Annotated in this window: 18 protein-coding genes and 1 pseudogene; 8 read left to right on the top strand and 11 right to left on the bottom strand. The window is 74.3% G+C overall.

Annotated features, from left to right (window positions below; all coding sequences use genetic code 11):
- Positions 1-33 precede the first annotated feature (33 nt).
- Both greA and ACFO9I_RS02865 read right to left on the bottom strand, forming a co-directional pair.
- A complete protein-coding gene (gene greA / locus ACFO9I_RS02870; protein ID WP_379177599.1) occupies positions 34-543 on the bottom strand; it encodes a transcription elongation factor GreA in 510 nt (169 codons plus the stop codon).
- Between the two features lie 186 nt (positions 544-729).
- Complete coding sequence (locus ACFO9I_RS02865) at positions 730-1,137, bottom strand: DUF4307 domain-containing protein (RefSeq protein ID WP_379177597.1); 408 nt, start codon at positions 1,135-1,137, stop codon at positions 730-732.
- Positions 1,138-1,208: 71 nt separating this feature from the next.
- Between ACFO9I_RS02865 and mca the strand changes: the two genes are divergently transcribed.
- The 3 genes from mca to ACFO9I_RS02850 all read left to right on the top strand — a co-directional run bounded on the left by mca (position 1,209) and on the right by ACFO9I_RS02850 (position 2,956).
- The gene (mca, locus tag ACFO9I_RS02860; protein ID WP_379177595.1) at positions 1,209-2,105 is read left to right on the top strand and encodes a mycothiol conjugate amidase Mca; all 897 of its coding nucleotides are present in this window, start codon (positions 1,209-1,211) and stop codon (positions 2,103-2,105) included.
- Between the two features lie 12 nt (positions 2,106-2,117).
- Complete coding sequence (locus tag ACFO9I_RS02855) at positions 2,118-2,393, top strand: hypothetical protein (RefSeq protein ID WP_379177593.1); 276 nt, start codon at positions 2,118-2,120, stop codon at positions 2,391-2,393.
- Between the two features lie 113 nt (positions 2,394-2,506).
- Positions 2,507-2,956 (top strand): hypothetical protein, encoded by a 450-nt coding sequence (locus ACFO9I_RS02850; protein ID WP_379177591.1) that lies wholly within the window; start codon positions 2,507-2,509, stop codon positions 2,954-2,956.
- A 35-nt stretch (positions 2,957-2,991) separates the two neighbouring features.
- On the opposite strand, the gene ACFO9I_RS02845 is transcribed toward ACFO9I_RS02850, so the two are convergent.
- The gene (locus ACFO9I_RS02845; RefSeq protein WP_379177589.1) at positions 2,992-3,609 is read right to left on the bottom strand and encodes an SAM-dependent methyltransferase; all 618 of its coding nucleotides are present in this window, start codon (positions 3,607-3,609) and stop codon (positions 2,992-2,994) included.
- Between the two features lie 168 nt (positions 3,610-3,777).
- Here ACFO9I_RS02845 and ACFO9I_RS02840 point away from each other — a divergent pair, with 168 nt between their 5' ends.
- Positions 3,778-4,773, top strand: a complete 996-nt coding sequence (locus tag ACFO9I_RS02840) for an Acg family FMN-binding oxidoreductase (RefSeq protein WP_379177587.1) — start codon at positions 3,778-3,780, stop codon at positions 4,771-4,773.
- An 11-nt stretch (positions 4,774-4,784) separates the two neighbouring features.
- Here the strand turns inward: ACFO9I_RS02840 and ACFO9I_RS02835 are convergent, their stop codons facing one another.
- Positions 4,785-5,762 (bottom strand): YihY/virulence factor BrkB family protein, encoded by a 978-nt coding sequence (locus ACFO9I_RS02835; RefSeq protein ID WP_379177585.1) that lies wholly within the window; start codon positions 5,760-5,762, stop codon positions 4,785-4,787.
- Positions 5,763-5,878: 116 nt separating this feature from the next.
- Here ACFO9I_RS02835 and ACFO9I_RS02830 point away from each other — a divergent pair, with 116 nt between their 5' ends.
- Entirely contained in the window at positions 5,879-6,526 is a 648-nt protein-coding gene (locus tag ACFO9I_RS02830; protein ID WP_379177583.1) for a DedA family protein, read from the top strand.
- Between the two features lie 4 nt (positions 6,527-6,530).
- Here the strand turns inward: ACFO9I_RS02830 and ACFO9I_RS02825 are convergent, their stop codons facing one another.
- From ACFO9I_RS02825 to ACFO9I_RS02800, 6 genes are all read right to left on the bottom strand, one after another.
- On the bottom strand, positions 6,531-7,049 hold the full coding sequence (locus ACFO9I_RS02825; RefSeq protein WP_379177581.1) for a GAF domain-containing protein: 519 nt from the start codon (positions 7,047-7,049) through the stop codon (positions 6,531-6,533).
- A 102-nt stretch (positions 7,050-7,151) separates the two neighbouring features.
- Positions 7,152-7,844, bottom strand: a complete 693-nt coding sequence (locus tag ACFO9I_RS02820) for a RibD family protein (protein ID WP_379177579.1) — start codon at positions 7,842-7,844, stop codon at positions 7,152-7,154.
- Positions 7,837-8,808: a lysylphosphatidylglycerol synthase domain-containing protein gene (locus ACFO9I_RS02815; RefSeq protein ID WP_379177577.1), complete on the bottom strand. Its 972-nt coding sequence runs from the start codon at positions 8,806-8,808 to the stop codon at positions 7,837-7,839. Before ACFO9I_RS02815 ends, ACFO9I_RS02820 begins: the two co-directional genes overlap by 8 nt.
- A gap of 47 nt (positions 8,809-8,855) precedes the next feature.
- The gene (locus ACFO9I_RS02810) at positions 8,856-9,929 is read right to left on the bottom strand and encodes a glycosyltransferase family 4 protein (protein ID WP_379177575.1); all 1,074 of its coding nucleotides are present in this window, start codon (positions 9,927-9,929) and stop codon (positions 8,856-8,858) included.
- A complete protein-coding gene (locus ACFO9I_RS02805) occupies positions 9,926-10,324 on the bottom strand; it encodes a 6-pyruvoyl trahydropterin synthase family protein (RefSeq protein ID WP_379177573.1) in 399 nt (132 codons plus the stop codon). Before ACFO9I_RS02805 ends, ACFO9I_RS02810 begins: the two co-directional genes overlap by 4 nt.
- Positions 10,325-10,329: 5 nt before the next feature.
- Positions 10,330-11,310, bottom strand: a complete 981-nt coding sequence (locus tag ACFO9I_RS02800; RefSeq protein WP_379177571.1) for a zinc-dependent alcohol dehydrogenase — start codon at positions 11,308-11,310, stop codon at positions 10,330-10,332.
- Between the two features lie 83 nt (positions 11,311-11,393).
- Here ACFO9I_RS02800 and ACFO9I_RS02795 point away from each other — a divergent pair, with 83 nt between their 5' ends.
- A complete protein-coding gene (locus ACFO9I_RS02795; protein WP_379177569.1) occupies positions 11,394-13,604 on the top strand; it encodes a CDP-alcohol phosphatidyltransferase family protein in 2,211 nt (736 codons plus the stop codon).
- Here the strand turns inward: ACFO9I_RS02795 and ACFO9I_RS02790 are convergent.
- Positions 13,601-13,963, bottom strand: a complete 363-nt coding sequence (locus ACFO9I_RS02790) for a MerR family transcriptional regulator (protein ID WP_379177567.1) — start codon at positions 13,961-13,963, stop codon at positions 13,601-13,603. The two genes, ACFO9I_RS02795 and ACFO9I_RS02790, sit on opposite strands and share 4 nt — an antisense overlap.
- A 46-nt stretch (positions 13,964-14,009) precedes the next feature.
- On the opposite strand from ACFO9I_RS02790, the pseudogene ACFO9I_RS02785 reads away from it, so the two are divergent.
- Positions 14,010-14,177, top strand: a pseudogene (locus ACFO9I_RS02785) (sodium-independent anion transporter); the annotation flags it as partial.
- 155 nt (positions 14,178-14,332) lie between these two features.
- Positions 14,333-18,070, top strand: coding sequence for a S8 family serine peptidase (locus ACFO9I_RS02780; RefSeq protein ID WP_379177565.1), 3,738 nt, complete (start codon positions 14,333-14,335; stop codon positions 18,068-18,070).
- Position 18,071: the final 1 nt, after the last annotated feature.

The raw sequence follows: 18,071 nt of genomic DNA, 5'->3' as shown, positions 1-18,071 counted from the left end.
TGCGCCGACTCGACCAAGCGGTCGGTGGGTGGGTCAGCCGGTGTAGGGCTCCGCACCCACGATGACGACCTCGAGGGTCTTGCCGTTGGGGGCCTCGTAGGAGACGGTGTCGCCGACCTTGGCGCCGATGATGGCCGAGCCGAGGGGGGACTGGGGGGAGTAGACCTTCAGGCCCTCCACGGAGTCCTCGATCTCGCGGGCGCCGAGCAGGAACGTCTCGGCCTCGTCGTCGTCGTCGCCGACGAACTTGTAGGTGACCTTCATGCCGGGGGAGACGGTGCCGTCGTCCTCGGGGGTCTCGCCGACCTCGGCGCGCTGGAGCATGTCCTCGAGCTGGCGGATCCGGCCCTCGACCTTGCCCTGCTCGTCGCGGGCGGCGTGGTAGCCGCCGTTCTCCTTGAGGTCACCCTCGTCGCGCGCAGCGCTGATGCGGGCGATGACCTCCTGGCGCACGGGGCCCTTGAGGTTCTCCAGCTCGGCCTTGAGCTTGTCGTAGGCCTCCTGGGTCAGCCAGATCGTGCCCTGCTCGGTGGACTGCGTCATGGGTACTCCTCCTGGGAATACTCGAGGGTGGCGGATCGACCGCCGCATCGTCGGTGCTGCTGGGCCGGTCAGGTGGCCGGGGGCCGCCCTCGACGGGGCCGACCCCAGGCGTGCGAGCCCGCGTCTGGACCCGTCCCCGGAACAGTCAGAACGATCAGTTTAACAAGTCGGGGCCGACGACGCAGGTCAGCGCGGTCTGGGCTGTCCCGGGGCGGTGCACCCGATCAGCTCCACCGAGGTCGCCCGGCGCTCGGTCCGCACCGTCTCCTCCAGCGGCTGGTCGGCACCGTACTCCGGTGTGAACGACAGCTCGCCGACCACGGTGTGGTCCTCGGCGAAGGCCCGCAGCAGGCAGCTCGCCTCCACGTCGGCGTCCTTGAGGCGGACCTCCACCTTCGCCGTCGCCTCGTGCTCGCCCTCGACGGAGTAGCCGACCATCTCGGAGTCGACGGCCGGCGTCGAGTGCTCCCACGCGGTCCAGCCGAGCCAGCCGAGGAACGCCGCGGCGACCACCACGCTGAGCGCGATCACCGCGCGTCGGCGCCAGGGGGCGGGCGCGCCGTACCGGTCGCCGAGGGTGTCCTGCGTGGTCACGCCCACATGCTCGCACCCGGGGGGTGGCCTCCGCGGACCGGGCCGCGGTCTCCCCGCCTACGATGAGACCCATGCCGCACGCCCTTCGCACCGGCCCGCGCGCCGGGCTCCGTCTCATGCACGTGCACGCCCACCCCGACGACGAGTCGAGCAAGGGCGCCGCGACGACCGCGAGGTACGTCGCCGAGGGCGTCGACGTGCACGTCGCCACCTGCACCGGCGGCGAGCGGGGCTCGATCCTCAACCCGAAGATGGACCGCCCCGACATCCTCGAGAACATCAGCGAGGTCCGGCGCGAGGAGATGGACCGCGCCCGCGACATCCTCGGAATCCGCCAGGACTGGCTCGGCTTCGTGGACTCCGGCTGGCCGGAGGGCGACCCCAAGCCCCCGCTGCCCGAGGGCTGCTTCGCGCTGGTGCCCCTGGAGGAGGCGGCCGCGCCGCTGGTGCGGCTGATCCGCGAGTTCAAGCCGCACGTCATGACGACGTACGACGAGCGCGGGGGCTACCCGCACCCCGACCACGTGATGTGCCACAAGATCTCCGTGGCGGCGTTCGAGGCGGCCGGCGACCCGGAGCGCTACCCCGACCTCGGTGAGCCCTGGCAGCCGCTGAAGCTCTACTACCACCACTCCTTCAACCGCCCGCGGATGCAGGCGCTGCACGACGCGATGCTCGCGCACGGGCTGGAGTCGCCCTGGGAGGAGCGGCTCAAGGAGTGGAAGCCGGAGCCCGAGTGGGACGCCCGCATCACCACGCGGGTTCCCTGCGGCGAGTACTTCGGGGTCCGCGACCAGGCGCTGCTCGCGCACGCCACCCAGATCGACCCCGACGGCTTCTGGTTCGCCGTCCCGCGGGAGCTCCAGGAGAAGGTCTGGCCGACCGAGGACTACGAGCTCGTGGTGAGTCACGTCTCCACGACCACCCCGGAGGACGACCTGTTCGCCGGCATCGACACCCCCGCCTGAGAGACTGGTCCCATGCCGTTCGACGCGCTCCTCGCCAGCCCCGTGCTCAGCCCGGTGCTGCCCTTCGTCATCAGCCTCGTCGACGAGAGCCCGGAGCCCGAGGACGTCAAGGCCGGGTGGACGGCCTTCGCGATCTTCCTGATGCTCGCGGCCGCGGTCGTCGTCCTCGGTTTCAGCCTGGTCAAGCAGCTGAAGAAGGCGCAGGCCGCCAAGGACGCCGGGGTGTACGGCGACGAGCCGGAGCAGCCCGCCGCCGAGCCCGAGAACCACGACCAGCAGCCTCGCTGACCCCGAGGTCCGCACCGGCCGGGACGTTCCGCACTACGGACCTGCCTCCGCACCACCCAGACTGATCGGGGAGTGGGAGCGACCGAGCCCCCACCGGGCCGAGGGGACACGTGGTGGCGACGAGCGGGCAGGTGCATCCGTCCGGTCCGGGGCGGGTGGTGCCGCTCGGGGGCCGGCGCCGGGTCTGGGCTGCCGTGCTCGCCCTGCCGATGGTGCTCTCGCTGACGCTGGGCCTGCTCGACCCGCTCGAGGGCGGGATGGCCCTGCTCGTCGGGCTGGTGCTGGCGGCGCTCGTGTGGACGCTCTCGCGCGTGCCGGTGCCGCGGTGGGCCGGGTTCACCGCGCTGGCGGCGGTGGTCCTCGGCGCGGCGGCACTGCTGTGGGCCGGGGCCACCCCGGACGACGACGGCGGCCGGTCGTGGGCGTCGGGACTGGTCCTCGGGGTGTTCGTCGTCGGCTACGAGGTCTCCGTCCTCGCGACGGTCGTGGGCGGCGTGATCTTCGCGGTGCGGGTGATCCGGCAGGCCCGCCCGCCTCGACCCGCCGAGCCCGGTGGCTCCTGACGGTCCACCTCCACGACGCCGACGGGCCGCTCCGGTCAGCGGGTGCGCACCAGCTTCACGAGGCAGTCCCAGGCGGTGCGTGACTCGTCCCCGCCGTGCCCGTCGGCCACGGTGCGGGCCACGCGTCCGGCCCGCAGGGTCTCGAAGCCGGCGCCGGCCAGGTCGTCCAGCACGTCCTCGGCCGTCATCAGCACCGCCGGGTCCTGGGGTCCGCCGGTGCCCTCGGCGAGGTTGGTCGAGTCGTGGGCGACCAGCAGGAACGTGCCGCCGGGCCGCAGGGCGGCGAAGGCGTTGCGCACGGCCGCGCGGCGCTCGTCCACCGGGAGCTGCAGGTAGGCGACCACCGCGACGTCGTACGCCGTGTCGGGCTGCCAGGTGGTCGCGTCGGCGCACACCCATGTCACCGAGCCGGTGAGCTCGCGATCGGCCACGAGGCGCCGGCCCTTGGCCAGCCCGACCTCCGAGAAGTCGACGGCCGTGACGTCCCAGCCGCGCTCGGCTAGCCAGATCGCGTTGCGGCCCTCGCCGGCCGCCAGGTCCACGGCGCGCCCCGGGGCCAGCCCCTCGAGCTCGGCGGCCACGAACTGGTTGGGCGTCACCGACCAGACCAGCTCGGCGGCGGCGTACCTCTCGTCCCACGCGGTGGCGTCCATGGCGCCACGCTACTGCGCCGCGGGGCGCGGGAAACGTCCGTTCGTCCCACCGCGCTGGGACCTGGTGCCCTGCTCGCCCCCGGCGGCCGGACGGGAGGCTGCTGGGGGCACGTCACCGGAGGCCTGCCGCAGGAGGAGTCGCGAGATGGACGCTCGAGGAGCACGAGGATGAGGGGGTCCGAAGCCGTTCCCAGGCCTGCCCGCACCGCCCTCCCGTTCCGCGAGGTCGTCGAGCTGGCCTGCCGCGCGCCGAGCGTCCACAACACCCAGCCCTGGGTGTGGCGGGCGGGGGGCTCACGCCTGCGGCTGTACGCCGACCGCAGCCGCCAGCTCCCGCACGCCGACCCCGACGGGCGGAGCCTGGTCATCAGCTGCGGGGCGGCGCTCCACCACGGGCAGGTCGCGGCCAGGGGGCTGGGCTGGGAGGTCGCCGTGGAGCGGTGTCCCGACCCGGGCGACCCCGACCTGCTGGCCACGCTGGACCTGACCCCGGGGCGTGTTGTCCCCGCGGCCGAGGAGCAGCTGGAGGCGCTGCAGGCGCGCGCCACCGACCGGCGCCGGTTCACCTCGTGGCCGCTCCCGGCCGAACGGCTGGACCGGCTCGCCGAGCAGGCCCGCGAGTGGGGCGCGCTGGTGATCTCGCTGGTCGACCCGGCCAAGCAGACCGACGTGGAGGAGATCCTGCGCCGGGCCGAGGAGGTCGAGCGCGCGGACCCGGCGTACGCCGCGGAGGTGGCGCCGTGGGTCCGGGCGGAGGGGCCCGAGGGCGTGCCGGCGTCCAGCATCCCGGAGATCAACCCGCACCGGCCCGCGATGCCCTCGCGCTACCACGAGGGAGCCATGGCCGACCCGCAGGTCGAGAAGGTGGAGTTCGTCGAGGGGCTGCTCGCGCTGGCCACGGTCGACGACGACCAGGTCTCCTGGTTGCGGTGCGGCGAGACGCTCAGCGCGCTCTGGCTGGCCGCGGTCCGGCACGGGCTCTCCCTGCTGCCGCTCAGCCAGCCGACGGAGGTGCCCGAGACCCGGGAGCGGCTGCGGCGCGACGTGCTCGAGGGCCTCGGTCGGCCGCAGCTGCTGGTGCGGCTGGGCTGGCAGGAGATCACCCGCGGCGAGCTGCCGAGGACGCCACGGCGCCCCGTGGAGGAGGTCCTCCGCTTCGACTGACGCGGGCCTGCTCAGTCGCCCACGACGCGACCGTGCGGGCGGCCCGGGTCGTCGTACGCCGGGCTGTGCTCCCCGGCGCGCAGCGCCTCGAGCTGGGCGCACACCGCGACGCCGTAGAAGAACGCCATCGCCGAGAGCAGCGACCACAGCAGCAGGGCGACGATGCCCGCCAGCGGCCCGTAGGTGCTGCCGAAGGAGGAGCTGAGGTGGACGTAGACCGCCAGCGCCCCGGTGGCGAGCAGGGTCAGGACCACGGAGACGAACGCGCCCAGGGCCAGCCAGGACAGCGCGGGCTGACGGCGCCGCGGCGCGTGGTCGAGCAGGACCGCGATCGCGAAGACCAGCAGGGCTATGCCGGCGGGCCACCGGACGACCTGCCAGACCAGCAGCTGGTCGTGGGTCCAGCCGTACTGGCTGGTCATCGCCTCGCCGAAGGACCCACCCGCGACGAGCATCAGGAAGCCCACGCCGACCGGAGCGGCCAGCACGCCGGTGAGCACCGCGGCCCGACCGTACTTCGCCAGGGCCGGCCGGTCGCGCCGGATCCCGTAGATGCGGTTCGAGCCGCGCTCCACCTGGGCCATGGCGGTCGTCATGGAGACCAGCGCGAAGCCCAGGCCCAGCACCAGCGCCAGCTCGCCGGCCTCCTCGCTGGTGCTCGGCCCGCCGACCGCCCCGGCGAGCGCGTCGCCGCCGTCGGAGCCGGGGGAGACCTTCTGGATCGTCTCGGCGACCACCCGGGCCGGGCGCTCGTGGTCGAGGTCCGCGGCCAGGCCGGTCAGCGCCAGGAGGAACGGCACCACCGCCAGGCACGCCTGCAGGGCCAGCGCCCGGCTGTTGGTGAACCCGTCGCCGTACCGGAACCGCACGAAGGAGCCCACCGCGATCCGGCGCAGCCCGTGGTGCCGGACCAGCCGCCACGCGTCCTCGGCGTCGAGCTCGTCGCCGTCCATCTCGGTGGTGACGGGGACGGTCCGTGCGGTGGTCATGCGCTGAGCCTAGGAGGGAGTCCGCCGGGGCGCCCGACGACCTTCACCGGGCTTTCATCCGGGGGACGTAGCGTCGAGAAGAGAAGAGACCGCGCGGTCGGTCGACAGGAGCGGAGATGGGCAACCTGGTCGGGCACGTCACCTCGCTGCTGACGTCGGTCCCCGCCCCGCTGGCCCTCGCCGTCATCGGGGCCCTGGTCTTCGCCGAGGCGGCCCTCTTCGTCGGCTTCGTGCTGCCGGGGGAGACGGCGGTGCTCCTCGGCGGGGCGCTGGCCTCGGCCGGGCACCTGTCCTTCGCCGAGCTGCTGGTCGTGGTGGTGGTCGCCGCGATCGTGGGCGACAGCGTCGGCTACGAGGTGGGTCGGCTGGCCGGCCCCCACCTCCTGGAGTCGCGGCTGCTCCGGCGCCACCGGGCACGGCTGGAGGTGGCCCGGTCCCGCCTGCAGCGCAAGGGCGGCGTGACGGTGGTGGCGGGGCGGTTCACCGCCCTGCTGCGCGCCGTCACCCCCGGGCTGTGCGGCATGAGCGGGATGCCGTACCGCCGATTCCTGCTCTTCAACGCGCTGGGCGCGCTCGCCTGGGGCACCGCGGTGTGCGTCCTGGGGTTCGTGGCCGGCAAGTCCTACCAGCGGGTGGAGGCCAGCCTCGGCGGTGTGGGCGCGGTGCTCCTGCTGCTCTTCGTCGTCGCCGGCGTGGTGCTCTGGCACCGTGGGCGCGCGGCCCGGACGGCGGCGCTGTCGGACCGGGACGACCCGTCGCGCTGACGGGTCAGTGCACCAGCGGGTTGTCGTCCGACCGGAAGTTGGGCGCCCACGGCGCCCCGGAGATCCCGATCCCCGCGAACGCGCCCGCCGCCACCGCCGCGAGGCGCTGCAGCCCCTCGACCTCGTGGTCGGTCGGCACGTCCACCTCCTGCCAGTAGGCGCCGATCGCGCCCACCGCCGGGTTCCCGATCGGGACCATGACCAGGCTGCGCACGAACGTCGGCCGGTAGGCCTCGCGCGGGATCCGCGCGGAGACGTCGATGTCGGGGACGACCGCGGGCAGGCCGTTCGTCATCGCCCAGCCGCTGATGCACTCCGACATGGGGAACCGTTGTCCCTTCCACAGCGGGGCGATCGCGTCCTCGTCGGCGTAGAAGCAGCGATCGTCCTCGCGCAGCACGAAGGTCGCGCCGTCGGCGTGGGCGATCCGGCGCGCCGCCGTGCGCACCACCGCTCCGACGTCCTCGAGGGTGCGGGCGCTCTCCAGCGCCCGAACCTCGCTCGTCGTGGGTCCGTTCCTCACGTCAGCTCACCTCTGAACCGCAGCTTCCCCCGAAGTCCTTGCACTGGGGAGCGTACGCCGTGCGGTGGCGCCAGGCGACGGTTCACGGCAGGTGGACGCGGCTCAGCCGTCGCCGAAGCGCGGCGACAGCGCGTAGCGCATCAGCACCACGTCACCGATCGGGCGGGTCTCGACCAGGGCGGCCCGGCGCCCGTCCCGCCACGGGAACCGCCCGTCGCCCACGAAGCGTGCCGCTCGCGGGTCACCGACGAAGAGCGGCGCCACGACCACGTGCAGCTCGTCGGCGAGGTCGGCGGTGAGGAACTGGGTCAGCACCGACCCGCCGCCCTCGACCAGCAGCCGGCGTACGCCGCGACGGTGCAGGTCCTCGCCGATGCCGCGCATGTCGACGCAGCGGCCACCGTCCACGACGGTGGCGACGGCCGCCAGCCGCCGCCGGGCCTCGTCCAGCGCCCCGGTGGGGCAGTAGACGAGCTTGGAGCACTCGCCGGTGCTGAAGAACGCAGCACACGGGTCGAGCCGGCCCCGCCGGGTCACCGTCACCTTCCTCGGGCTCTCGGGGAGCCCCGCGGCGCGCCGCTCGAGCACGCGCACCGGTGAACGGACGAGGAGCCGCGGGTCGTCGTTGCGGACGGTCGCGGCACCGACCAGGATCGCGTCGCTGCCCGCCCGCACCTCGTCGACGCGGTCGAGGTCCGCCGCGTTGGACAGCAGCAGCCGGGCGTCGGAGCCGTCGTCGAGGTAGCCGTCGAGGGACATCGCGCAGCTGAGCACCGTGTAGGGACGATCAGCCATGGGAGTACGCCGCCTCCCGCCGTCGTCGGCCGTGGGTGCGGCCGAGCAGCAGCGCAGCGCCGGGCAGCGTCGCCGCCAGGGCCATCACGCCGTAGACGACGGCCACCGTGACGCCCTGCTCGGCACCCGCGCCGGTGGCGGCGAAGGCCCACGCGGCCACCCCCTCCCGCGGGCCCCAGCCGGCGACGTTCACCGGGACGGCAGCGCCCAGCAGCACCAGGCCGGCCAGCGGCAGCACCCGGTCGGGCGGGACCGTGACGCCCGCGGCGTGCACGGCCACGACGAAGACCGCGGTGTGGCCGAGGACCGCGACGGTGGAGGCGACCACGACGCCCGGCAGCACCTCCCGCGCGAGCAGGACGTGCCGGAGCTCCGCGGCCGTGCGGCGCAGCGGCGACGGGGTGGTCGCCGGCCACGCGCCGACGACCGGCCCGAGGGCCACGGCGGCCGCCAGCACCACGACCAGGACTGCGAGCAGCACGGCGAGCAGCACCGCATGCCGGCGCACCGGCGAGGGCAGCAGGAGCAGCACCAGCAGCGTCAGCGACACCTGGACCGCCTGCCCGGCGCACCGCTCCCAGACGACCGAGCGCACGCCCCGGCCGAGGTGGCCGGCGTCGCGGCCGTGGCGGACGGCGCGGTGGGCGTCGCCGAGGACCCCGCCGGGGAGCGTCGCGTTGAGGAACTGGGAGCGGTAGCACGCGGCGACGGCGGTGCCGACCGGCACGTCGACCCCGAGCCGCCGGGCGACCAGGCTCCACCGCCAGGCGCAGGCCAGGGTGGTCAGCGCGGTGAGCGCGAGGGCCGCGGCCAGGGGCGCCGAGCCGGTGCGGCGCAGCCCGTCCAGGAACGGGTCGATCCCGACCTCGGCCAGCAGGACGCCGATCAGGGCGGCGCCGGCCACCGGCCGCGCGACCCGGCGCACCCGGGCCCAGGCCTGCCCGTCACCACCTGACCGTCCCATGCCCCGTCCTACGACGGGGGCCGGCAGCCGGTTCACCGGCGCGCAGGTCATCGGCGCACCTCCTCCAGCACCGCGGACATCCGTGCCGACACGTCCGCCCAGCCGGGCAGCTGCGCGCGGCGTCGTACGGCGGCGTCGCGGAGCGCGGCGCGCAGCCGGTCGTCGCCGAGCCAGCAGCGCAGCGCGTCGGCCAGGGCCGCCGGGTCGTCCGGGGGGACCAGGAGCCCGGCCGGTGCGTCCTCGCCCCCGCCCAGCGCCTCGGACACCCCGCCGACGTCGGCCGCGAGGACCGGGATCCCGTGCGCCAGCGCCTCGGTCACGACCATGCCCCACGTCTCGGTCCGGGAGGGCAGGACCAGCAGGTCCGTCCGGGCGAAGGCGTCCTCGAGCGCCGGCCCGGTGCGGGGCCCGGCGAGGTGCACGCGGTCGCCCAGACCGAGCTCGCGGACCTGGTGGGAGAGCCGGTCGACGAAGCCCGGGTCCAGGTCGAGCGCGCCGACGCAGAGGCAGCACCACGGCAGGTCGGCGGTCCGGCCCAGGGCCTGCAGCAGGACGTCGTGCCCCTTGACGGACGTCACCGCCCCCACGCAGAGCAGCCGCCCGCCCCGGGCGGACCCGGGAGCGGCAACGCCGACGTCGGCGCCGGGGGAGACCACCCGGACCCGCGCTGCCGCCAGCCCCTCGTGCTCGAGCAGCCAGCGGCGGGTCCAGGCGCTGGTCGTGACGACGAGGTCGGCGCTCGTCAGCACCGCCCGCTCGGCTGCCCGCACAGACGCCGCGGGGGACCCGAGACCGAGCGGCAGGTGCACGAGCACGACGAGGCGGAGCCGGGTCGCCGCGGCCGGCAGGGACTCCGGCGCCGCGCACGCGACCAGCCCGTCGGCGAGCACCACCTCGCCGTCCGGGACGCCGGCCAGCAGGTCGGCCAGGGCGTCGCGTGCGACCTGGTCGGGCCGCGGCCAGGTGCCGGGCACGCGCAGCTCGCGCACCGTCCACCCGAGGGCCCCCAGCCCGTCGCAGACCCGCCGGTCGTAGGTGTTGCCGCCGCTGGGCCGGGTCGGGTCGTCGATCCCCTCCGGGACCACGACGTGCACGGCGCGGCGGACGTCCACCGCGCTCACAAAGCTCGCTGGTAGCTCGCCCACGCCACGTGCGACTCGTGCAGCGTCACCGTCAGCCCGGTCACGCCGCGGGCCGCCTCGCCCAGCTCGCCGGCGTGCACCCGCTCGGCCAGCCGGTCGGCGACCAGCCGGGCCAGCACCTCCGTGGTGGTGTTGACCCCGGCGAGCTCGGCCTCGTCGTCCAGGTTGCGGTAGCCCAGGGCGGCCAGCACCTCTCGGAGCGCCTGCGTCGCACGACCGATGTCGACCACGATCCCGTCCTCGTCGAGGTCGGGACGGGCGAAGGCGGCGTCGACGACGTACGTCGCGCCGTGCAGCCGCTGGGCCGGCCCGAAGACCTCCCCGCGCAGGCTGTGGGCGACCATCACGTGGTCGCGGACCGTCACGGTGAACACGGCTCTCACCCCTCCTCGTAGCTGATCGTGTGGCAGATCCCCGGGACGGTCCCGGCCGTGAGCCCGGCCATCAGGTCCGGGAGCTCGGTGAAGTGCGACGTGCCGGTGAGCAGGGCGTCGTAGGCCGGGTCGCGCAGCAGGCCCAGCGCGATCCCGAGTCGCTGCGCCCGCGTACGACGCGCGCTCCTCGAGGGCGCCACCGTGCCCACCTGGCTGGACCGGATGGTGAGCCGTCGGGAGTGGAACTGCCCGCCGAGGCAGAGGCGGGTCTGCAGGTCGCCGTACCAGCTCAGGTCCAGCACGACGCCGTCGGTGACCAGCAGGTCGAGGGAGAGCTGGAGCCCCGCGGAGGTGGCACTGGTGTGCACCACCAGGTCGCGGCCCCCCTCGGCGTCGGGCGGCAGCGCGAACCCGGCACCCAGGGCGGAGGCGGTCCGCGCACGGTCGGCGTCGACGTCGACCAGCTGGACCTCGACGCCGGGGTGGCGCGCGAGCAGCCGGGCGACGCAGCAGCCGACCATGCCCGCGCCCACGACGGTCACCCGGTCGCCCACCAGCGGAGGGTGGTCCCACAGCGCGTTGACGGCCGTCTCCAGGGTGCCGGCGAGCACAGCACGCGACGGCGGCACATCCTCGGGGACGACCGCCACGGCGCCGGAGGGCACGACGTACCGGGTCTGGTGGGGGTGGAGGCAGAACACCGTGCGGCCCCGCAGGTCGGGAGGACCCTCCTCGACGGTGCCGACGTTGAGGTAGCCGTACTTCACCGGACCCGGGAACTCGCCCTCCTGGAAGGGGGCCCGCATCGCGGCCCGCTGGTCGGGTGGCACGGCGCCGCGGAACACGAGCGTCTCGGTGCCGCGGCTGACCGCGCTGCGCACCGTCCGCACGAGCAGGTCGTCGTGACCGCGCGGGGGCAGCGGGACGGCCCGGATCTCGCCACGGCCGGGCTCGGTCACCCAGAACGCGTGCGCCTCGTCGGCCACGGGACCACCTCTCGTCGCGGGTTTGAACCACGGGGTCGTTGTGTGCGTACCACTCTGGTACCCGACGGCACGGAGGAACAGTGGTGGCGGTTCAGACAGCAGCGAGGACCCGGCCCGGTCGCGTCCTGGGGCCGGCCGACCGGGTGACGCTGGTCCGGGCGGTCCTCGCGGTGGCCGTCGCGGTCCTGGTCGTGGTGGCCAGCACGCGTGGTCCGCTGCCGGCGGCGCTCGTGGGCTGGCTGGTGGCGCTCGCCTCGGTCGCCCTCGTGCTGGACGCGGTGGACGGCCACGTCGCCCGCCGGACCGGGACCGCCTCTGCGTTCGGTGCCCGCTTCGACATGGAGACCGACGCGTTCCTGATCCTGGTGCTCTCGGTGTACGTCGCGCGGACGACCGGGTGGTGGTGGGTGCTCGCGATCGGCGCCGCGAGGTACCTCTTCGTCGCCGCCCGCCGGGTGCTGCCGCGGCTGCGCGGGACGCTGCCGCCGCGTCACTGGTGCAAGGTGGTGGCCGCCCTGCAGGGCGTCGTCCTCACCGTGGTGGCGTCCGGGCTCCTCCCGTCCGCGCTCGCCGCCGTCCTGCTGCTGGTCGCGCTGGCGCTGCTGGCCGAGTCGTTCGGCCGGGAGGTCGTCGACCTGTGGCGTGCCTCCGCGGGCCCGGCGCCCCGTGAGTCCCGGCCGGTCCGGCCGGTGGTGTCGAAGGCCGCGACGGTGCTGGCCGGCCTGGTGGTGTGGCTGGCCCTGGTGCTGCCGAACGAGGCGACCCGGCTGACGCCCGCCGCCTTCGTGCGGATCCCGCTCGAGGGCCTGGTGGTGCTGGGCCTGGCCCTGGTCCTGGCGCCGTGGGCACGGCGTACGACGGCGCTGGTCGCCGGCGTGACGCTCGCCGCGCTGGTCCTCGTCAAGGCCCTCGACATGGGGTTCCACGCCGTCCTGGACCGGCCGTTCGACCCGCTCGCCGACTGGACCTACCTCGGGCCCGGGTACGGCGTCCTCGGCGACTCGGTCGGTCGGGCGGGCGCCCAGGCAACAGCGGCGGCGGTCGTGCTGGCCGTGGTCGCGGTGCTCGTCCTCGTGCCCTGGGCGGTGCTGCGCTCCACCAGCGTGGTGGCGGCGCACCGGGACCGGTCGGCCCGGGCCCTCGTGGTGCTCGGGGTGACGTGGGTGCTGTGCGCGGTCGCGGGCGTCCAGGTCGCCCCGGGAGGCCCGGTCGCGTCGACCAGCGCAGCCGCGCTCGCCGTCGACGAGGTGGGTCGGGTGCGGGCCGACCTCCACGACCGGCAGGTGTTCGCCGCCGACATCGGCAGCGACCGGTTCCGCAGCACCCCGGGGGACCGGCTGCTGACCGGCCTGCGCGGCAAGGACGTGCTGCTGGTCTTCGTGGAGAGCTACGGCCGGGTCGCGGTGCAGGACTCGTCGTTCTCACCGGGCGTCGACCGGGTGCTGGACGCAGGTACCCGCCGGCTGGCGCGGGCCGGCTTCTCGGCCCGGAGCGCCTTCCTGACCTCACCGACCTTCGGGGCTGCGAGCTGGCTGGCGCACTCCAGCCTCCAGTCCGGGCTGTGGGTGGACAGCCAGCAGCGCTACGACCAGCTGCTCTCCTCGGACCGGCTGACGCTCACCAGCGCCTTCGAGCGGGCCGGCTGGCGCACCGTCTCGGACGTGCCCGCCGACACGCGGGACTGGCCCGAGGGTGCGCGCTTCTACGGCTACGACGCGATGTACGACGCGCGCAACGTCGGCTACGCGGGGCCGTCGTTCAGCTACGCGAGCATGCCGGACCAGTACACCCTCGCGGCGTTCCGGCGCCGCGAGCTCGCCCCGGCGGGCCGGCGACCGGTCATGGCCGAGATCGACCTGGTCTCGAGCCACCACCCGTGGACGCCGCTACCGCATCCGGTGCCGTGGCAGGAGGTGGGGGACGGGTCGGTCTTCGACGGCATGCCCGAGCGGGGTGCCCCACCCGAGGAGGTCTTCCGCGACCCGGAGGCGGTGCGGGCGGCGTACGGCCGGTCGATCGAGTACTCCCTGGGCACCCTCGTCTCGTGGGTCCGCGCCCACCCCGACCCGGACCTGGTGCTGGTCGTCCTCGGTGACCACCAGCCGCACTCCTACGTCACCGGACCCGACCCCGGCCACGACGTCCCGGTCAGCGTGGTCGCCCACGACCCGGCGGTGCTGGAGCGGATCTCGGGGTGGGGGTGGCAGGACGGCCTGCGGCCGCACCCGGACGCCCCGGTGTGGCCGATGGACGGCTTCCGGGACCGGTTCCTCGAGGCGTACGGGCCGGGCTAGGCCCCGTCCGGCGCCGAGCCGGGTTCCAGCTGCTCGGTCAGCAGGCCGATGAACTCGTCGGCCATGTCGAGCTGGCGGCGCAGCCTCTCGCGCCGCTCGCGGGCCTGGTCGAGCACCTCGAGCAGCCGTGCGGCGGCGGCGTCGTACGCCGGACCGCCGCCGTCACGCGGTGAGCCGTCGGCCGGGTGGAGGGTCTCCAGCACGTCCATCACCTCGGCCATCTCCTCGAGGCTGAACCCGAGCGGCTTCATCCGGCGGATCACGAAGAGGCGCTCGACGTCGGCCTCGGCGTACAGGCGGAACCCGCCGTCGGTGCGGCCGGAGGGACGGAGCAGGCCGATCTCGTCGTAGTGGCGCAACGACCGCTACAGCCAGTTCGGCTACGCCGGCGACCCCGAGCGTGTCGTCGTCGACCTGACCGCCTCGCACGTGTGGGACGCCTCGACCGTGGCCGCCCTCGACGGCATCACCACCAAGTACGCCTCGCGGGGCAAGAGCGTGGAGATCTGCGGCCTCGACGAGGCCAGCGCCTCGATGCACGACCGGTTGAGCGGGTGGCTCGCCGCCCACTGAGCCGGGTGCCCAGGGGTGCCCCCGTAGTCGCGCTGCGCTGACCGCGACCGGCTGTCGCAGTCACGACATGTCGCATCTGTGAACCCTGACGCCACTGCCGCAGGACCTGACCGGGTCGCAGGCTTGTTCCGCTCCGCAACGAAAGGAACCCCCGCATGCCCCGGCACCCACGCAAGGTCCTGGCCCTCGCCCTCGCGGCGGCCGTCCTCGCGACCCTCCCGCCGGGAGGCGACGCCGCCCAGGCGTCGCCCCCCGGGTCCATCCCGACCTCCGCACCCCCGTCCGGCGCCTCGGCCGGCGATGGGGACACGGTCACCCTGATCACCGGTGACGTCGTCACCGTGGCGTCAGCCGGACGCGGTCGGTACGCGGCCTCGGTCGACCCAGGGCCAGGCCGCGACCGCGTCACGTTCCAGACCTTCGAGGTCGACGGTGATCTGCGCGTCATCCCCGCGGACGCCGTCCCCTACCTCAGCTCGGGTCGGTTGGACCCGGACCTGTTCGCGGTCTCCCGCCTCCTCGAGGACGGCTATGGCGACGAGGACCGCGCCGACCTGCCGCTCATCGTGGAGTACGGCGAGGGCCCCCGCACCGCGTTGCGGGATCCGGGTGTCACGCGCACGCACGCCCTGGCGAGCGTCGACGGTGGCGCCCTGAGCGTCCGGCACGACCGCCTCGACGACCTCTGGAAGACCATCGCCACCGATGCTCCGGGGGTCGCCGCTGCCTTCGACGGCGGCGTCGCGCGGGTGTGGCTGGACGGCCGGGTGCACGCCGTGCTCGACCAGAGCACCGGCCAGATCGGTGCACCGACCGCGTGGGACCGGGGCCTCGACGGCACCGGGGTGGACGTGGCGGTGCTCGACACGGGTGTCGACCTGGACCACCCCGACCTGGCCGCCCAGATCGCGCTCACCCAGGACTTCACCGGCAGTGGCAGCGTCCAGGACGGGTTCGGTCACGGTACGCATGTCGCCGGCATCGTCCTCGGCACCGGCGCCGCCTCGGACGGCAGCCGGCGTGGTGTCGCCTCGGGAGCGCGGCTCTTCGCCGGCAAGGTCCTCGACGACTGGGGCTTCGGCCAGGAGTCGTGGGTCATCGAGGGCATGGAGTGGGCCGCGGACAACGGGGCCGACGTCGTGAACATGAGCCTGGGCGGGGGCACCGGCAGCGACGGCACCGACCCGCTGAGCGAGGCGCTGGACCAACTCTCCAAGGACACCGGCACCCTGTTCGTCGTCGCCGCCGGCAACGAGGGCATGGACGAGTCGATCGGCAGTCCCGGCGTCGCCTCCGAGGCGCTGACCGTCGGCGCGGTGGACCGCGACGGCTCCTTGGCGCCGTTCTCCAGCCGTGGACCGCGTTCCGGCGACCTCGCGGTCAAGCCGGAGATCACCGCTCCGGGAGTCGGCATCGTGGCCCCCCGGGCGTTCCACACGTGGCTGGGCGAGCCGGTCGATGACCACTACACCCGCGCCTCGGGCACGTCGATGGCGACACCGCACGTCGCCGGGGCGGCCGCGATCCTGGCCCAGCAGCACCCGAGCTGGACGGGTCGCCAGATCAAGTCCGCGCTGGTCAGCAGCGCCGTGCGCAACCCCGACCTGCACCCGTTCCAGCAGGGCAACGGGATGGTGCGCGTCGACCGGGCGATCAGCGAGCCGGTGTTCGGCGCGGGCGTCGTCGACCTCGGCATGTTCATCGAGGGCACCGACACCGAGCCGGTCGTCGTGGAGACCGACTACGTGAACACCTCCGAGGAGGACATCACCCTCGACCTGGCCCTGGACGTCACGAACCTGCAGACCGGTGGGAGCGAGAACGATGCGGTGTCGCTGCAGCGCGACAGCGTGTTCCTCCCCGCCGGCACGAAGGCGACCGTGCGGATCGACGTCGACCCGGCCGAGCTCGGCCGCGGCCGGAACGCCGGCTACCTGACGGCCACGGGTCCTGACGGTCTCAAGATCTCGACCGCCCTGGGTGCCGGGGTCCAGCCACCGACGTACCAGGTCACGTTCAAGGGCGTCGGCATCGACGGCGGGATGTCCGGCGTACCCAGCCTCACCCTGTTCGGCAGCGGCACGACGCCGGACCAGATCAGCTTCATCCACTACCAGGTCGGCAGCGTCACCCTCGACGTGCAGGCCGACACCTACATCATGACCGCGCTCATGGAGCACGGCGCACCGCTCGACGAGCAGGTCACCTACCTCGTCGACCCCGAGCTCGAGGTCCAGGGCGACATGACCGTGGTGCTCGACGCACGGGACGGCAACCCGATCCAGGTGGAGACACCGAAGCCGGCCGAGCAGCAGGGCATCCTCAGCTACTACGCCCACCGGGTCATGCCCGGCGGTCGCCAGGTCGACCAGGGGGTGATGCACTTCAGCACCGTCCAGCAGATCAACGTGTCGCCGACGCGGCCGCTGGACGGCGGTGAGTTCGAGTTCGCTTCGCGCTGGCAGCTGGTCGCGCCCATGGTCGCCGCCGCGGTCGATGGCGTCCACGGCGACTGGGACATCAACCTGCTGCACACCTCGCCGACGTTCCCGGGCACGAAGAGGCTGCCGCTGGCCTACGGCGGCACCGGGACACCGGCCGAGCTCGACGACCTGGCCGGGAAGGCCGTGGTCGTGGAGAGCGATCCCGAGGTCTCGGAGTCGCAGCAGATCGAGGCGGCGGCGGACGCCGGTGTGGCCGCGCTGCTGATCGTGCGGCCGGCGGACTTCAGCGCCTGGACGGTGTGGCGCCCGGTCGGCGACCGGCTGCCGATCCCGGCGATGGTGGTCGCCCACGATGACGGCCAGGAGCTGCTCGCGAAGGCCAGGTCCGGGGTCTCGAAGCTGAGCCTGGCGCTGGAGACCTCGAGCCCCTACCTGTACGACGTGCTGACCGTGAACGACGGCGTGGTCCCGGACCGGATCGTCCACGAGGTGACGTCGGCCGACTCCGCGCGGCTGAAGGTGGACTACGGACACATGGGTGGCTTCCCGTGGGAGAAGGAGCAACGGTTCGGCTGGCGTCCGTGGCAGCACTACGCCTGGAACGACACCCAGCGATTCGTGCAGACGCGGAAGGTCCGCTCCGAGTGGGTCAGCGCCGGCGACTCGCTGTGGCAGCACCGCGTCGACCATGAGTACTTCTGGGACGACATGAGCCCGGTCGCGACCGGCCTGGTCGGCCCCGTGCAGAAGTACGCCGCGGGCACCGGTGCTGAGTCCTGGTTCACGCCGGTCGTCCGGCCGGCCGCCCCGGGCACGCCGGGTGCTCCCGTGTCCACCCGTACGGCCACGGCGCTGTCGTTTGACATCCCTGCGTTCGTCGACGCCGGCCACCACTGGGGCTCGCTGCGGTGGGGGTGGCCCGGGGAGACCGCCCACCTCGCCGTGCGGCGTGACGGCGTGCTGCTCGGCCAGGCGGACTCCGGCCGACTCGACCTGCCCACCACCCCGACCGGGGCTGCCTACCGGGTCCGGCTCACCACGACGCGCTCGGACGAGGAGTGGACCTCCGCGACCCGGACGAGCACGGAGTGGCGGTTCTCGTCGCGGGCGCCCGCGGGCACCGGCGCCGAGGCGTTGCCGATGCTGCAGGTCGACTACCGGGTCGGCCAGGTCCGCACCGGCGGGACCGGGAAGCCGGAGGTCCGGCTCGGCCTGGACTTCCGCGATCAGCGCACCAGGGCCGCCCGGGTGGACACGGTGGTCGTGAAGATGTCGAGGGACCATGGGACGACGTGGGCCCGGGTGCCCGCGACGCGACTGTCTGGCAGCGGGTGGAAGGCGCTGCTGCCCGTCGGGAAGGCGCGCGCCGTGTCCCTGAAGCTGGTCGCGACCGCCCGCGACGGCCGCCAGGTGCGTCAGACGGTCGTCGACGCCGTGCGGCTGCGGTAGG

Origin of the sequence: Nocardioides sp. GCM10023255, from assembly GCF_042653125.1 — a bacterium.
GTDB lineage: Bacteria > Actinomycetota > Actinomycetes > Propionibacteriales > Nocardioidaceae > Nocardioides.
This window is presented reverse-complemented; position numbering and strand designations above follow the sequence as displayed.

What these genes read in the sequence shown, in the direction of transcription:
- greA (WP_379177599.1), bottom strand. Translation starts at nt 543, where the DNA reads ATGACGCAGTCCACCGAGCAGGGCACGATCTGGCTGACCCAGGAGGCC.
- mca (WP_379177595.1), top strand. Translation starts at nt 1,209, where the DNA reads ATGCCGCACGCCCTTCGCACCGGCCCGCGCGCCGGGCTCCGTCTCATG.
- ACFO9I_RS02855 (WP_379177593.1), top strand. Translation starts at nt 2,118, where the DNA reads ATGCCGTTCGACGCGCTCCTCGCCAGCCCCGTGCTCAGCCCGGTGCTG.
- ACFO9I_RS02845 (WP_379177589.1), bottom strand. Translation starts at nt 3,609, where the DNA reads ATGGACGCCACCGCGTGGGACGAGAGGTACGCCGCCGCCGAGCTGGTC.
- ACFO9I_RS02840 (WP_379177587.1), top strand. Translation starts at nt 3,778, where the DNA reads ATGAGGGGGTCCGAAGCCGTTCCCAGGCCTGCCCGCACCGCCCTCCCG.
- ACFO9I_RS02835 (WP_379177585.1), bottom strand. Translation starts at nt 5,762, where the DNA reads ATGACCACCGCACGGACCGTCCCCGTCACCACCGAGATGGACGGCGAC.
- ACFO9I_RS02830 (WP_379177583.1), top strand. Translation starts at nt 5,879, where the DNA reads ATGGGCAACCTGGTCGGGCACGTCACCTCGCTGCTGACGTCGGTCCCC.
- ACFO9I_RS02820 (WP_379177579.1), bottom strand. Translation starts at nt 7,844, where the DNA reads ATGGCTGATCGTCCCTACACGGTGCTCAGCTGCGCGATGTCCCTCGAC.
- ACFO9I_RS02815 (WP_379177577.1), bottom strand. Translation starts at nt 8,808, where the DNA reads ATGGGACGGTCAGGTGGTGACGGGCAGGCCTGGGCCCGGGTGCGCCGG.
- ACFO9I_RS02780 (WP_379177565.1), top strand. Translation starts at nt 14,333, where the DNA reads ATGCCCCGGCACCCACGCAAGGTCCTGGCCCTCGCCCTCGCGGCGGCC.